Below are 14,021 nucleotides of genomic sequence, written 5' to 3' on the forward strand. Positions count from 1 at the left end.
TCTATTGTTCTCCATCACTATCTTCGATAAGCTCTAGAGAATCTAGACTGTTGTAGATAGACCGTTCCTCGATAGATAAATGATATGGAAGCTTTATTTCTTGTTGTTCAAGAGTGCATTCATAATGCCTTAAATGGTTTTCTAAATTTTCTAGCACACTCAGGATAGTATATTTTATATCTTCTGTTTGTTCATCTGGAAATTGACCCATAAAAGAATATATTTCTCGAAGATGATCAAATAAGTTTGAAACGGTATCACCTTGAATAATAATACCTGGATAGTGCCGTCCTGGGACGGCTGCAATCACACTATTAGATTGGTTACAAAGAATTTTAGCTTTCATAAATTTTAACCCTCTGCAAAATCAGCAATATCACTATTTCAAATGTGGTAAAGTTATATACTTTTTATCTCCCAAGTCAACCAATATATTTTTTGTAAGGGAATTAAGCTCATAATATTCTGTTGTTCTATATATTGCCAGTTACTGGGTAAGTGATTTTCAAATCCTAGGTAGTAAGATTCGGGATGCGAACAATAAAAAAATCGCGTGTTAAAATTAATTAAGATTGTAGGTAAAAAACAAAAGTATGACTCTGTTTTTTCTTTTTCTGATAGACTCTCGTAATCCTCTTTAAGGTCATCTAAGTTAATCTTGAATTCTTCCAAGTACAATAGATATGAATTTATTTTTTCTTCAGTATCTATATTGATCAGTCCTTGCCTAAAATTATCAGAGATATTTTCTTTAGAGGACAGATTCAGCATAAAAACAAAGTAGTCAGCTTCAAAAAAATAGATGTATTCATTATACTTGACTGAGTAAATTAAGTCCATATTTTATGTCAGTATTCCAATGAATTTATTATGATATAAAATCCAAAAAATTAGCAATGATAAGCTGTTGCGAACGGAACGCAGTGGAGTGAAGCAATCTGATAATCTCGCGAGTCTTGGCGATTGCTTTCTTGCCGTCGCAATGACAATTATTTAAACGGAATCAGGTAGGTTAAATTCCTACACCACCCCCAATGCTACCATCCCTTGATGGGAGATCTAATTCTTTGCTTAACCCAAGTAAGATATTTTGGATCTTCTTCTGCAAAAATCTCCTGACCCTCTCCCATGTATGCTCTAGTAAGTTCATCTAGCGCTCTACAAAAATTACCTAGTTCATATTGTACTTGACCCAATCTCAGATGAATAAATGGATTGCCAATGGCATCAGGGCAATACATTACATCCTGAAGTATTTTAAGGGATTCAGAATAGTTCTTCATAAGAAAATAAGCATCTCCAATTGCTGTTAAGATCCAAGTTGAGGCTACCCACTCCTCTTTAGGATCGGGAATCATGTGTAATGCTTTATAGTATTGTGATAAGGCAATATCGAATTTTTCTTCATCCGCATATCGATCGCCTGAATCACATAATTCAACGATTTCAGCATAAATTTCTGGTTCTAGCTCTTTCATAAAATTTTCACTCTTATTTATAAAAGAAGGCGATCGGTAAATTTGATACTTATTGACTCCTTATTTTGGAATTGAACTCAATTTGAACCACAAGACGGCGGCAAGAGGAGCGTAAATGTGACACACTAGAGGATATTATTCTTCAAAAACCCTATCACCACAAGCGACTTTATGACTCTTGTAATTCAAGCGCCGATCGCCAATGACCTATCCGTTAGAACCTATCACGCCACCAAACATCGGTTTGATGAAAGCTGGGAAGTGATGCTATCGAGTCTCCTGGGATGGGGACGCGCAGCAGGTGCAGACTTTATCGAATTCTTCCTAGAGCGGATCAACTATATCAGTTGTATGGGCGAAGACGATACCATTACCAGTATTTCCCCGCGCTTGTCTACCGGTGCAGGGGTGCGGGTATTTCGCGGCAAAGCAGATTGTTATGTGAGTACCAACGATTTATCGTTTACGGGACTCAAAGCGGCTCTGGAAAAAGGGTTGCTCATTCTCGGCTTTAACCTCCCTTCTGCCAACTCCTATATTCCCGAAGTTAACCTCGAACCCCTGCGCGACTATGCCAGTACCAAGGGGAAAGAACTGTGGTTAGACGACTGTAGCCCCATGCAAGAGATGGGAGATATTCTATTACAAGCGAGCGATCGCCTCAACCAAAAAGCCTCCCATATCCAATCTCGTCGCGCCATCTACTTCCGCGACTGGCAAGAAGTCCTCGTCGCTGCCAGTGATGGCACCTTTGCCCGCGATATTCGCCTCACCCAGTCCGTTGGTTGCAGTCTCCTCTGTGCGGATGGCAGCCATCGCACCTCCATCGGGCAACGGTTGGGTAGTACCAGTCAGCCTGATTTTTTACGAAATTGGGACAGTGAAAATACGGCTACCGATTTGGCTGAAGCGGCTGGAAAAATGCTCTATGCTGACTATGTAGAATCGGGAAATTATCCGATTGTAATGGCGAATCAATTTGGTGGCGTAATTTTCCACGAGGCTTGCGGTCACCTCTTAGAAACCACGCAAATTGAGCGGAAAACCACCCCCTTTATGGATAAGAAAGGCGAAAAAATTGCCCATGAAAATCTCACCGCTTGGGATGAAGGACGCTCAGAAGGTGAGTTTGGCACCATTGATATGGATGATGAAGGAATGCCCACTCAGAAAACGCTTTTAATTGAAAATGGCATCCTGAAAAACTTTATCTCCGATCGCGCCGGTTCCATGCGGACAGGACATCCCAGAACCGGAAGTGGTCGCCGTCAGTCCTACACTTATGCCGCTGCTTCCCGGATGCGAAATACCTACATTGCTCCCGGCGCTTATTCCTTAGATGACCTCTTTGCCTCCATTGATAAGGGCATTTATTGTAAGAAAATGGGTGGCGGTAGCGTCGGCCCAACCGGTGAATTTAACTTTGCCGTTGATGAAGCCTATTTAATTGAAAACGGTAAAGTCACCAAACCATTGAAAGGTGCAACCTTAATCGGAGAAGCCAAGGAAATTATGCACAAAATTTCCATGAGTTCCCAAGATTTGGGATTAGCGGCTGGCTTCTGTGGCTCTGTCAGTGGCAGCGTTTATGTTACCGTCGGGCAGCCTCATATTAAGGTAGATTCTATCACCGTGGGCGGGCGATCGTAGTAAACCCTCTCTCGATATCCCCAGCCCCCTGCAAAAATGGGGGGATGGGGGGATAGGGAGATAGGGGGATCTCAGCCCATCTCAATCCGTGCAGAAATTTCTGTAAAATTTACTCTCAAAATCAACATTAGACCCATCATTTCCAATGGTACAAACAATCGATTCATTAACTACCTCTGCACAAGAGAGTGCCGAAAAGTTAGGCATTCAAAAGTTTGATATTTATGGTTCTGCTGTCGAAGAAACCAGCGTCAAAGTCGATAGCGGTGAACCGGATCAGGTGAAAGCCTCCCAGCGCTCGAGTATTTCCGTCAGGGTATGGAATGAAGAAAATCGCATGGGAATTACCAGCACTACCGAACTCGATCCAGAGGGGCTAGAATTAGCTCTGAAAACCGCCTATGAAGCCAGTTTTTTCGGCATGAAAGAGCATGTGCCTGACTTTAGTCCAGAAGCGACTGCACCCTTGGAAAGCCAGGTGGATAAAGTGCCTCAAGCGTCGGTAGCGACGTTGATTGAAAAGTTAGTGGACGTAGAGAAACAATTGCTCGACTCCCATGAGGCGATCGCCGGAGTTCCCTATAATGGATTGGCACAACGGGATATTGAGCGCTTTTATCTCAACAGTGATGGCGCGGCTCGCTATGAAGGGGGTTCCTATGCCTCTATTTATCTGTACACCAAAACGGAACAGGAAGGCAAAAAACCGCGCAGCGCTGGTTCAGTAAAATTTAGCCCAGGGTTCGAGAAACTAGATATCGAAGGCTGCTTAAAAGAAGCCACCGAAAAAACCATCAGTCACCTGAATTATCAGAAAGTGAAATCGGGGAAATATTTGGTGGTGTTTTCACCTGTGGCATTTCTAAGTCTGTTGGATTCCTTTACCAATATCTTTAATGCCCAAAATATTTTGGATCGTCAAAGTTTATCCACTCCCGAATCTTTAGGAACACCCATTGCCTCTCCCCTGCTCTCGTTTTCCGATGATGCTTTGCATCCCGAAAATATTGCCAAAACTACATTTGACGGCGAAGGCACGCCCACGCGCCGAGTGCCCATTATCACTGAGGGCGTATTAACCAACTTCTTACACAGTGCAGGAACCGCTAAACGCCTCAATGCTCAGCCCACAGGACATGCCAATATTGGTGCAAAAGTCACGGTTGGTCCCCACTATTATCATGTTTTTCCGGGACAAAAGGGCGATCGCACCCTGAGCCTCGACTCAGCCGAAAACGTGATTTTTATCGACGAACTGAACGCCCTCCATGCTGGAGTCCAATCCTTACAAGGGTCATTTTCCCTACCCTTTGACGGTTGGCTCGTCAATAAAGGCGAGAAGATTTCCATCGATTCTGCCACCGTAGCTGGTGATATTTTAGAAGTGCTAAAATCCATCGTCTATGTGGAACCCGAACCAGAAATTACTCCCGATGGCGTTTGTCCTCGTATCTGGATTGAAGGATTATCCATCACTGGAGAATAGGGGAATAAATGGATAATTAATTATAGGGGCAGGTTCACTCAATATCTCCCAATTCCTACCAATAAATCTTGTGAACCTGCCCAATTGAAGGGTTATAGCGCTTCGCGCTAGGCAATAGGCAATAGGTAATCGCTTGCATTACTTCTAAGGCTTCAAGCTGTACTTCATAGAAGAGAGAATCAATATATTGGATCGCCAGAGAATAGGAGAAATTTATGAACATTAAGTTAGTAGAATCTTTAGCCCACGTCGTCGAATCTCTATCGCCCGAAGAGCGATCGCTCTTAGAAGAGAAGCTAAAAGTACACCAAGAGCAAGCCTTAGCCGAGGGGCAAGAGCGTCCTTTTTATGAAACCGCGACTCCGGCAGAAAGAGCGAAAGCCTTTCGGGAGTGGGCGGAGAGTCACTCGCGCAATCAGCCCTACTTATCCGATGAAGCCATTAGCCGGGAAAGCATTTACGGAGACAGAGGTTAATGTCATTTTTGATTGATACTAACATTCTGTTGCGGAGTGCTGATCCTAACCATCCCATGCACGCCGATGCGGTAAGAGCGACAAATATTCTGCTCGATCGAGGAGAAGATGTTTGTATCATTGCCCAAAATTTAATCGAGTTTTGGAATGTTTACACCCGCCCTGCGGATCGGAATGGATTGGGGTATACCCCAGCCGAAGCCGCCGCAGAAGTGAATCGGTTAAAAGGAATTTTTTCCCTATTACCGGATACCCTGGCGATTTATACTGAGTGGGAACGGTTGGTGCGAACTTATGAAGTGAGGGGCGTTAATGTCCACGATGCAAGGTTAGTGGCGGCGATGGTGGTGCATGGATTGACGCATATCTTGACTTTTAATACCAGGGATTTTGCCCGGTATGCAGAAGTGACAGTAGTCCAGCCGATGGAGATGCGATCGCCCCCTGCTGAGTAGGGACTTGATCCCCAGTAGGAGTAATACCAGCCCGGTGAATCAGTCAATAATACCTTTTGCCTAGCGCCGACCGCCATAACTCTTTAGATCGATTTTATATTCAACCAGGGCAAATCATGCTTATATAGAGTCACATCTGTTGAGGAGAATGCGATGGATAGAGTTAGCATCAATGCCCTAGGTCGTTTTCGCCAAAGCGCGATCGCCACTCTTTTGGGAACCGCAGCCAGTGCAGCCAGTATCGTCTGTTTCGCTCCTACTGCCCAGGCTGCTGATACGATCATTTTCAAATATAAATCGGAGCAAATCACCCTTGAAGTTCGTGAACTGAGAGACTTTGCCCGCACCGGTGAGATTCCCTCTGACTTACGGCGCTTCTTAGACGATACAGATCAAGTGCCATCGGAAGTCCAAGATGTCCTCAATTTATCGATTCGGGTGAATCCTAACTTCTTCCGAGACCTGATCAACACCTCCACAGGGGAATTTGTGGTTCTGAAATTAGATGAGGCGATCGCCTCATCTGCCAGTCGCCAAGACTTAGACGCAGTTAAAAATACTCTCCTAGAAGCGGTAGAAGACGATGGGGAACTCTCCATTATCGGCTTACTCGAACGTTATCCCATCGAAACGATTACCGTAGATATTACCAATTTAGAGCCGGTTTATTTACAAGCGAAAGCCCTGGTCGAGCGCATTATTCCTGCTTTAGAAGTGGCCAAACGCTTCCTTCAGGATATCGTCTGTGAATGCGAAGAAAACAGTAATCTGCCCACAACTGAGGGACTTTCTGCTTCTGCGTCCTCCAGCAATAGCTGCAAACCTAGCACCTATACGGCAGAAGTCACAGAAGAAGGTATCGTCATTAAAGATATTGCCGATGACTCCATTGTGTTAGAGTCAGTCAGCTTTACAAACCTTTCTCGTCTCAGCGCCAGCGTTGAGTAATCTGGTTGATTAGTTTTGAGACTCAATGCTTATGTCTACAGTTATACAGTCCATTCAACAACAGGTTTCTCAGTGGATGGCTCGCGCCTGTCCCCTAGTGTGCGCGGGTGTGGCGAGTCTGTGTTTAGGTAGTTCAGCCGCTCTCGGTGCTGAACGGGTAGTGTTGAAGTATGGCCCCGTTTCTCGGTCAGTTCCTGTTGAAGATCTAGTTGAGTTTGTGGAAACGGGAGAGGAATCCCCGATTATTCGATTTATTCTGGATGTTTCCAATGCCGATCCAGAGCAGATACGCGAGTTATTAACCTATAACATAGGGGTTAATGTATTATTCGTGGATCGGGTATTTTACTCCTTACCCGGAGAGTATGTACTCTTTGAATTAGGCTTTTTATTTAGTACCCGGTCAGGAAAAGCCAATATTCAAGCCTTGCGCTCTGCAATTACCCTATCTGCCAGTGATGATGGCCAGATTTCTCTGTTAGAGTTCTTGCAAAACTATCCCACGGAAGGTCTCTATGTGGATGGACAGCGAGTGCAACGAGTGGCCAATGATGCGATCGCTTTTGTGGAGCGCATTGGGGTAAGGTTAGAGTTACCGATCGCCATTGTCAAAGATTTTCTCAGTAGCGTTGTCTGCGACTGCGAAGAATTCGAGAGTCCCTGAACCATCATTATTAGACTTCTTGCAGAAAGTGAGGGAATAGGGAATAGGGGTAAGAATGCAGGATTACTCCATTGCCATTTATTTTCTGCACAATTATGCAAGAGGTCTATTCATTATTTCGGCTTGGGATGAAACACCCGGTTTCTTAAAACAGAAGCTGGGTTTCTGGTAGATTCATTGAGTCTGGACAAGATAATGGATATCACGCGAAGGCAGTTGATCAAAACACTGACTTTTGTCGGTGGACTAGGAACCGTTTTGACAATGCAAGGATGCAAAAGTAATCGGCCTACGTTTGACTTTGATGTTGTGACGGTTAATGCCACTCCCCGACTTCTACAAGAAGTCTAATTTTGTGCCTCAAAGTCATCTTCTCGCAATTTTGCTGTTCCATCAGCTTGTAAGACCCAAAGTTCCTTATGAATAACACCACTAGCTTTATTCATTTTCCATTGGGAAGTTAGTATTGCACTGGTTTCATCAACGATGTCGATTTTGGGTTCGACATATTCCACATCAGAAAACCCATCTTCAATGAGCTTTTGCCAAAATTGTTGGATTTCTTCGCGACCTGTAAATGTACCAAATGGTCTGGCATACATCACTGCTGTTTCCTCATATTCATTAGCACAGCCTGCGGCCTTCCCTGAATTAAACGATGATTGCCACCGTTTACTTGCTTCATTGACTATTTTAAGGAGATTTTCTTCATCCATATCCTATTCCCTCACTCTTAGTTAATTTGCTACCATATAACGGTCAGTTCAGTTTTGTACGACCGATTCATTCTCTTGAGTATCACAGATTTTATTTCCTGTCAATAATTTTCAGAAGCCCTAATCAGCGATACCCAGGTATTGTGTTACTAGACCTCTGGCATAGGTCAGCAGAAAATGAATAGTAATGCAGTAATCATATATTCTTATAATTATTACCTCTTGCCTTGTGCCTTGTGCCTGACTTCTGCAAGAAGTCTCGTGACTCCCCTTGACCAGTAAGTTACAGTGTTAACTTGTTTCCCTTAAATTACCCATTACCCATGACATTAAGCTTGTGCATTATTGTTAAAAATGAAGAGCAGAATCTTCCCGCTTGTCTGAAAAGTGTGAAAGATGTGGTCGATCAAATGGTGGTGTTGGATACCGGATCGAGCGATCGCACGGTGGACATTGCCAAGCAATGGGGGGCACAGGTTGAATACTTTGAATGGTGCAATGATTTTGCGATCGCCCGTAATGAGTCCCTCAAATATGCACAGGGAGACTGGATTTTAGTCTTAGATGCTGATGAACACTTGAATCCCAGCGCAATTAACCCCCTAAAACAGGCCATAACCTCTGAAGAGCATTTAGTCATTAACCTAATTCGTCATGAAATTGGAGCCACTCAATCTCCCTATTCTCTGGTTTCTCGTCTGTTTCGCAATCATCCCCAAGTGCAATTTACCCGCCCCTATCATGCGATTGTGGATGATTCCGTCGAAGCACTGTTAAAAACAGAACCCCATTGGAAAATTGGAAATTTACCCACGATCGCGATCGATCATTATGGCTATCAACCGAGTATTATCGCCGCTCAAAATAAGGCAGAGCGGGCAAAACTCGCCATGGAAGCCTATTTAAACGAACACCCGCGTGACCCCTACACTTGCAGCAAATTAGGCGCACTCTACAGCCAAATGGGAGAGGTAAAACGGGGAATTGAAGTATTGAAAAGTGCCCTTTCTCAGGAAACCACCAATTTAGTCCGCTTTGAACTCTATTATCATTTGGCACTAGCCTACACTCGCCTGGAAAATATTCCCAAAGCTATCAAGTATTATCAACAGGCGATCGCCCTAGATATTTTCCCCCCCTTAAAACTGGGTGCTTATAATAACTTGGGAAACTTGCTCCAGGCTCAAGGAAACCTGGGAAATGCCCTATTAATGTACCAGAAAACCGTAGAAATCGATCCCACGTTTGCGAAGGGTTATTTTAACCGAGGGATGGCATTTAAGACTTTAGGAAAACTTGACAGTGCGATCGCTGCTTATCGCAAAGCCATACAATATAATCCCCAATATGCCCAAGCTTATCAAAACTTAGGAGTGGCCTATCTCAAAGGAGGCAATGTTCCCGAAAGCTTAAAAGCATTTAAAGAAGCGATCGCCCTTTACAAAGGCATCAATCCCTCACAAGGCGAGAGACTTCGCCAAGAACTCTCTGCTATGGGATTTCCTGAACTGTAATCGTGCGATCCGAACCCTAAATAGTTCTGAATCCTTTTTTGGACTCACAATTATTAAGACATAATAAACAATCCCCATTCTGGCCATGAGTTGCCCTCGACCATGTTAGATCGCCGTCAGTTTCTCCACTTAACCCGTTTGTTTTCTACATCAATCGGTATGTCGATCGCCGTTTCTAGTTGCGATCGCATCTTTCATCCCCAAGCATCCCAACCATCAGACAATGATCGGGTTAAAATTGGTTATATTCCCATTACGGATGCTTCCCCATTACTGGCTGCCTACGACAAAGGCTTTTATCGTTCCGAAGGTCTCGAAGTCTCCCCTCCCCAACAGTATTACTCTTGGGATGCCATCTCTCAAGCCTTCATCAACCGAGAGGTGAACGTTGTTCACTTATTAATGCCCACAACAGTGTGGATACGCTACGGTCTCAACGTTCCCGGAAAAGTCGTTGCTTGGAACCATACGAACGGTTCGGCGATTACCGTCTTGCCCAACATCGATCGCCCAAGTCAGTTAGGCGGGCAAACCATTGCCATTCCCTCTTGGTACTCTATCCACAATATTGTCCTGCAACTTCTCTTGCGCCAATATGGTTTAGAACCCATCGTGCAACCGACAGATATAAACTTGCAATCCAACCAAGTACAGTTGGCAGTATTATCCCCTCTAGATATGCTTTCTGCCCTCTCTAAGGGTGATATTTCTGGGTATATTATTGCCGAACCCTATAACTTGGCGGCGGAGACAACAGGAGCTGGCAAGCTCTTACGCCTTACTGGAGATATTTGGAAAGATCATGCCTGCTGTGTGGTTTTTATGCATGAAGATGACATTCGCGATCGCCCTGAATGGACACAAAAAGTGGTTAATGCTATTGTGAGGTCACAACAATGGTCTCGGTCAAATCGTTTAGAACTGGCGCATCTTCTTTCTCTCGACGGAAGTAAATATATGCCCTATCCTGCATCCGTTCTAGAACGAGTTTTGACCTCCTACGATAGCGATTACTACACTCGCACAGGAGCGATGATTCATCCAGAGTGGCGATCGCAGCGTATCGATTTTCAACCTTATCCCTTTCCATCGTATACGCGATCGTTGGTCGAGCAGCTCAAAAAAACATTGATTCAAGATAACATTTCTTTTCTAGAACAATTGTCTGCTGATTTTGTTGTCGAAGATCTCGTCGATGATTCTTTCGTTAAGCAAGCCTTAATGAAAGTAGGCGGACCACAAGTCTTTGGTCTATCTTTAGATTTATCTCGTACTGAAGAAGTCCATATTTAAATAGCAACCCATAATGGATAGGTTTAGGTTACTGAAAAATTACATTCAGTCAAAATTCAGTTCTATATGGCGAACTATTGCTATTGAGCATTTGCTTCGTTACAGCTTGATTGCATTAGTAACCCTCAATTTAGTCATTGTTGGAGTAATTGCCATCGAATTGACTCGACAAACTCAGGAACAACGAATTAGCGAGCTACAAGAAGAACGCTCCCTATCTCTAGCCAATAAAGTCAGAAGTCGATTAGACGATTTACAAAAAGAATTAAGCTATCTGCAAAAAATACGCAGTTTAACCGAGATCGATCCAACCATTCAACATCGTCTCTTGGAAGGGTTGACACGGCAAAATGATGCCTATGAAATGATCGCTATTATTAATGAAAATGGTAATGTATTAACCGCAATTGCACCCTATTCATCAGCTGATCCGATCGATCTTGTCCGATCTTCGATCGCCAATCAGCAAATGACTACAGCAATACAAGAACAAACGCTATATTCTCAGCACATTACATTTGATGAAGACTTGCGTGTTCCTGTCATGACCTTAGTGCTTCCCTTGCAAAATCTTCATGGACAACCTCAAGGCATTTTATTTGCAACGATTAATCTCAATTTTCTGAATTTTATTCTTGCACAAGTCCAGATTGGACAAACGGGTTATGTTTATATTCTGGACGAATACAATCGAGTAATAGTCGAAAAGCTGACAGCAGAGGACGCTTACAAAGAAATAAATTTAGCTCCTCTCAATAACCTGTCCTTAATTACAACATTAAATACCCAAATAGCCGGTTCTGTTAATATTTATCAAGGGTTGCGTAACCTCCCCGTATTTGGAAGTAGTGCTTTTATTTATGGTGTAAATTGGCGTGTGATTGTTGAATTACCCACCTCGGAAGTCTATGCTCCGCTGCGTCGTTTAGTCATAGTGATCTTGCTGGTACTCGTTCTGGCCATCTTCATTTCTACTTTGTTAAGCATTAAAATTGCTCAAATTCTCGTCTCTCCTCTAGAAATACTAACTCAGGCAGCTAATGAGATTAGTAATGGAAACTTTTCTACTCGATTAACTGTCAAGCAAGATAATGAATGGGGAGTCTTGGCAAATGCTTTTAATTCAATGAATGATGAGATCCAGTCCTCTTTCCAAAAAATGGAAGTTAAAAATGCAGAACTTTCGGATACATTATCCAAACTGCAAAATACTCAAATACAACTTGTTCACAATGAGAAAATGTCCAGTCTTGGCCAATTAGTGGCTGGGATTGCCCATGAGATCAACAATCCTATTAATTTTATTTATGGAAATCTGATTTATACAGAGAGCTATGCAGAAAACTTGCTAGATGCAATTGAAACTTATGAATCTGTTTATCCAGATCCCGATAGAAAAATTGCAGAGAAACTAGAAGAGATTGATATTGATTTTATCAAGAAAGATTTTCCTAAACTCCTAAAGTCTATTAAAATGGGGTCTAATCGTGTCCGTGATATTGTTGATTCCCTCCGCAATTTTTCCCGTCTTGATGAAGCAAATATGAAGGAGTCTAATATTCATGAAGGAATTGATAATACCCTGGTTATTCTACAAAATCAGACAAAAGATAATGGCGATCAAAAAGCCATTGAAATTATCAAGATTTATGAGGATTTACCCTTGATTGAATGTTATCCTGCACAGCTCAATCAAGTCTTTATGAATCTCCTGAATAATGCGATTGATGCTCTAGAACCATTCCGTCATTCAGGAACTGATCGATTGCCTCAAATTTCGATTTCTACATCCCAGGAAGAACGGGGAAATATTGTCATTCGTATTGCTGATAATGGTTCTGGGATTCCTGATGAGATAAAACAACGGATTTTTGACCCGTTTTTTACAACTAAACCGATTGGGCAAGGCACGGGATTGGGGTTATCCATCAGCTATCAAATTATTACCCAAACCCATAACGGAACGCTCAAATGCGATTCAAATGTAGGTGAAGGCACAGAATTTAAAATTATTATACCCGATCGCATCGTACAGGTGGGTGAGAACATAGGCTAAGAAATCAACATGAATAGGGACTACGGCCAAGGATAGAACTCAGAGTTAACGCTATATGATACCCTTATTCCTACAGCGGATTGAGGAATAAGCGGATGTTCAAACGCCTAGCGATCGCCACTCTGATGGCATTAACGTTTATGTTGACCAGTTGTGTTGGAGCCACCAGTGGACTGCAACAGTATGTCAATGCTACCAAAGGATACGAATTTTTATACCCCAATGGTTGGGTTCCCGTGAAAGTCAGTGGGGGGCCGGATGTCGTCTTCCACGACTTAGTGGAGAGAACAGAAAATTTATCGGTCATTATTAACCCAGTGGAGGGAGACCAAGGGTTAAGCGATTTAGGAACACCGACAGAAGTGGGATATGAACTCTCAAAAACGGCGATCGCTCCTGAAAGAACAGGACGCAGTGCAGAACTGGTGAATGCCGGTTCTAAGACTCTTGGCGATCAGCTCTATTACTTATTAGAATACGAAGTCAATACCCCCGATCAACCCATGCGCCATAATCTCACCAGTGTGGCGGTGAGTCGCGGAAAATTGCTCACGTTTAGTTTATCAACGACCGAAAAACGTTGGCAAAAACTCCATACTCTCTTTGAACAAGTCGTTCAATCATTTAACGTTTATTAACCATGACCATTCCTCCCTTGGTCTTAGCTTCTGCGTCCCCAGCTCGGTTGCGCTTACTCCAACAAGCGGGAATTTTTCCCCAAGTGCATCCGAGCCATTTTGATGAGTCCCAAGTGCAAAGCTCAGACCCAGAAATCTTAGTAAAAGCCTTAGCCCAACGCAAGGCAGAAACGATCGCCCCAGAGTATGAAAAAGGCGATCGTTTGCCCCTGATTTTAGGCTGTGATTCTGTCTTAGCCATCAACAATCAAATCTATGGTAAACCGGCGAGTGCAGCCGAAGCGATGACTCGCTGGCAGGAAATGCGCGGTCAACAAGGATCTTTATATACGGGCTATGCTCTGTTAGACTTGCAGCAAAAAAACTCTGTAATTACCGCAGAAGTGACCACAGTTCACTTTGCTTGGGTGAGCGATCGCGCTTTAAGAGCCTATATTGCCACCAAAGAACCCCTTAACTGTGCCGGAGCATTCGCCATTGAAGGTAAAGGGGGTTTATTTGTCGAGCGTATAGAAGGCTGTCATATGAACGTCATTGGCCTGAGCTTACCTTGCTTGCGATCGATGGTCGATCAATTGGGCTACGACATCACCCAATGGTGGGAACCATCAACCCATTAAACCTGTAATCCTCTAAGCTTGCTACAC

15 protein-coding genes are annotated in these 14,021 nt (G+C 43.4%); 12 read left to right on the top strand and 3 right to left on the bottom strand.

What is annotated here, in order from left to right; all coding sequences use genetic code 11:
- Position 1 precedes the first annotated feature (1 nt).
- Together PN466_RS02225 and PN466_RS02230 are read right to left on the bottom strand one after the other, a co-directional pair.
- A complete protein-coding gene (locus tag PN466_RS02225; protein WP_271936608.1) occupies positions 2-346 on the bottom strand; it encodes a DUF6959 family protein in 345 nt (114 codons plus the stop codon).
- A gap of 691 nt (positions 347-1,037) precedes the next feature.
- Complete coding sequence (locus tag PN466_RS02230) at positions 1,038-1,478, bottom strand: tetratricopeptide repeat protein (protein ID WP_271936610.1); 441 nt, start codon at positions 1,476-1,478, stop codon at positions 1,038-1,040.
- Between the two features lie 171 nt (positions 1,479-1,649).
- Here PN466_RS02230 and PN466_RS02235 point away from each other — a divergent pair, with 171 nt between their 5' ends.
- From PN466_RS02235 to PN466_RS02265, 7 genes are all read left to right on the top strand, one after another.
- Positions 1,650-3,128 carry a TldD/PmbA family protein gene (locus tag PN466_RS02235; protein ID WP_271936611.1) on the top strand — a complete coding sequence of 493 codons (1,479 nt, stop codon included), beginning with the start codon at positions 1,650-1,652 and terminating at the stop codon, positions 3,126-3,128.
- Positions 3,129-3,273: 145 nt separating this feature from the next.
- Positions 3,274-4,614 (top strand): TldD/PmbA family protein, encoded by a 1,341-nt coding sequence (locus PN466_RS02240; protein WP_271936612.1) that lies wholly within the window; start codon positions 3,274-3,276, stop codon positions 4,612-4,614.
- Between the two features lie 215 nt (positions 4,615-4,829).
- The gene (locus tag PN466_RS02245; protein WP_271936613.1) at positions 4,830-5,090 is read left to right on the top strand and encodes a hypothetical protein; all 261 of its coding nucleotides are present in this window, start codon (positions 4,830-4,832) and stop codon (positions 5,088-5,090) included.
- Positions 5,090-5,545 (top strand): type II toxin-antitoxin system VapC family toxin, encoded by a 456-nt coding sequence (locus tag PN466_RS02250; protein ID WP_271936614.1) that lies wholly within the window; start codon positions 5,090-5,092, stop codon positions 5,543-5,545. Before PN466_RS02245 ends, PN466_RS02250 begins: the two co-directional genes overlap by 1 nt.
- A 153-nt stretch (positions 5,546-5,698) precedes the next feature.
- On the top strand, positions 5,699-6,493 hold the full coding sequence (locus PN466_RS02255) for an alpha/beta hydrolase (RefSeq protein ID WP_271936615.1): 795 nt from the start codon (positions 5,699-5,701) through the stop codon (positions 6,491-6,493).
- A gap of 31 nt (positions 6,494-6,524) precedes the next feature.
- Positions 6,525-7,157, top strand: coding sequence for an alpha/beta hydrolase (locus PN466_RS02260; protein WP_271936617.1), 633 nt, complete (start codon positions 6,525-6,527; stop codon positions 7,155-7,157).
- Between the two features lie 195 nt (positions 7,158-7,352).
- Positions 7,353-7,508 (top strand): hypothetical protein, encoded by a 156-nt coding sequence (locus PN466_RS02265; RefSeq protein WP_271936619.1) that lies wholly within the window; start codon positions 7,353-7,355, stop codon positions 7,506-7,508.
- Here the strand turns inward: PN466_RS02265 and PN466_RS02270 are convergent.
- Positions 7,505-7,873, bottom strand: coding sequence for a hypothetical protein (locus PN466_RS02270; RefSeq protein WP_271936620.1), 369 nt, complete (start codon positions 7,871-7,873; stop codon positions 7,505-7,507). The genes PN466_RS02265 and PN466_RS02270 overlap by 4 nt on opposite strands.
- 323 nt (positions 7,874-8,196) lie before the next feature.
- Here PN466_RS02270 and PN466_RS02275 point away from each other — a divergent pair, with 323 nt between their 5' ends.
- The 5 genes from PN466_RS02275 to PN466_RS02295 all read left to right on the top strand — a co-directional run bounded on the left by PN466_RS02275 (position 8,197) and on the right by PN466_RS02295 (position 13,994).
- Positions 8,197-9,387, top strand: coding sequence for a tetratricopeptide repeat protein (locus PN466_RS02275; RefSeq protein ID WP_271936622.1), 1,191 nt, complete (start codon positions 8,197-8,199; stop codon positions 9,385-9,387).
- Positions 9,388-9,489: 102 nt separating this feature from the next.
- Positions 9,490-10,680: an ABC transporter substrate-binding protein gene (locus PN466_RS02280; RefSeq protein WP_271936624.1), complete on the top strand. Its 1,191-nt coding sequence runs from the start codon at positions 9,490-9,492 to the stop codon at positions 10,678-10,680.
- 106 nt (positions 10,681-10,786) lie between these two features.
- Positions 10,787-12,736, top strand: a complete 1,950-nt coding sequence (locus PN466_RS02285; protein ID WP_271936626.1) for a sensor histidine kinase — start codon at positions 10,787-10,789, stop codon at positions 12,734-12,736.
- A gap of 95 nt (positions 12,737-12,831) precedes the next feature.
- Positions 12,832-13,374, top strand: coding sequence for a photosystem II reaction center PsbP (psbP, locus tag PN466_RS02290; RefSeq protein ID WP_271936628.1), 543 nt, complete (start codon positions 12,832-12,834; stop codon positions 13,372-13,374).
- Positions 13,375-13,376: 2 nt separating this feature from the next.
- Positions 13,377-13,994, top strand: coding sequence for a Maf family protein (locus PN466_RS02295; protein WP_271936629.1), 618 nt, complete (start codon positions 13,377-13,379; stop codon positions 13,992-13,994).
- Positions 13,995-14,021 lie beyond the last annotated feature (27 nt).

Source organism: Roseofilum reptotaenium CS-1145, assembly GCF_028330985.1.
Classification (GTDB): Bacteria; Cyanobacteriota; Cyanobacteriia; order Cyanobacteriales; family Desertifilaceae; genus Roseofilum; species Roseofilum reptotaenium.

What these genes read in the sequence shown, in the direction of transcription:
- PN466_RS02275 (WP_271936622.1), top strand. Translation starts at nt 8,197, where the DNA reads ATGACATTAAGCTTGTGCATTATTGTTAAAAATGAAGAGCAGAATCTT.
- PN466_RS02255 (WP_271936615.1), top strand. Translation starts at nt 5,699, where the DNA reads ATGGATAGAGTTAGCATCAATGCCCTAGGTCGTTTTCGCCAAAGCGCG.
- PN466_RS02260 (WP_271936617.1), top strand. Translation starts at nt 6,525, where the DNA reads ATGTCTACAGTTATACAGTCCATTCAACAACAGGTTTCTCAGTGGATG.
- PN466_RS02245 (WP_271936613.1), top strand. Translation starts at nt 4,830, where the DNA reads ATGAACATTAAGTTAGTAGAATCTTTAGCCCACGTCGTCGAATCTCTA.
- PN466_RS02235 (WP_271936611.1), top strand. Translation starts at nt 1,650, where the DNA reads ATGACTCTTGTAATTCAAGCGCCGATCGCCAATGACCTATCCGTTAGA.
- PN466_RS02250 (WP_271936614.1), top strand. Translation starts at nt 5,090, where the DNA reads ATGTCATTTTTGATTGATACTAACATTCTGTTGCGGAGTGCTGATCCT.
- PN466_RS02270 (WP_271936620.1), bottom strand. Translation starts at nt 7,873, where the DNA reads ATGGATGAAGAAAATCTCCTTAAAATAGTCAATGAAGCAAGTAAACGG.
- PN466_RS02295 (WP_271936629.1), top strand. Translation starts at nt 13,377, where the DNA reads ATGACCATTCCTCCCTTGGTCTTAGCTTCTGCGTCCCCAGCTCGGTTG.
- PN466_RS02280 (WP_271936624.1), top strand. Translation starts at nt 9,490, where the DNA reads ATGTTAGATCGCCGTCAGTTTCTCCACTTAACCCGTTTGTTTTCTACA.
- PN466_RS02240 (WP_271936612.1), top strand. Translation starts at nt 3,274, where the DNA reads ATGGTACAAACAATCGATTCATTAACTACCTCTGCACAAGAGAGTGCC.
- psbP (WP_271936628.1), top strand. Translation starts at nt 12,832, where the DNA reads ATGTTCAAACGCCTAGCGATCGCCACTCTGATGGCATTAACGTTTATG.
- PN466_RS02225 (WP_271936608.1), bottom strand. Translation starts at nt 346, where the DNA reads ATGAAAGCTAAAATTCTTTGTAACCAATCTAATAGTGTGATTGCAGCC.
- PN466_RS02265 (WP_271936619.1), top strand. Translation starts at nt 7,353, where the DNA reads ATGGATATCACGCGAAGGCAGTTGATCAAAACACTGACTTTTGTCGGT.
- PN466_RS02230 (WP_271936610.1), bottom strand. Translation starts at nt 1,478, where the DNA reads ATGAAAGAGCTAGAACCAGAAATTTATGCTGAAATCGTTGAATTATGT.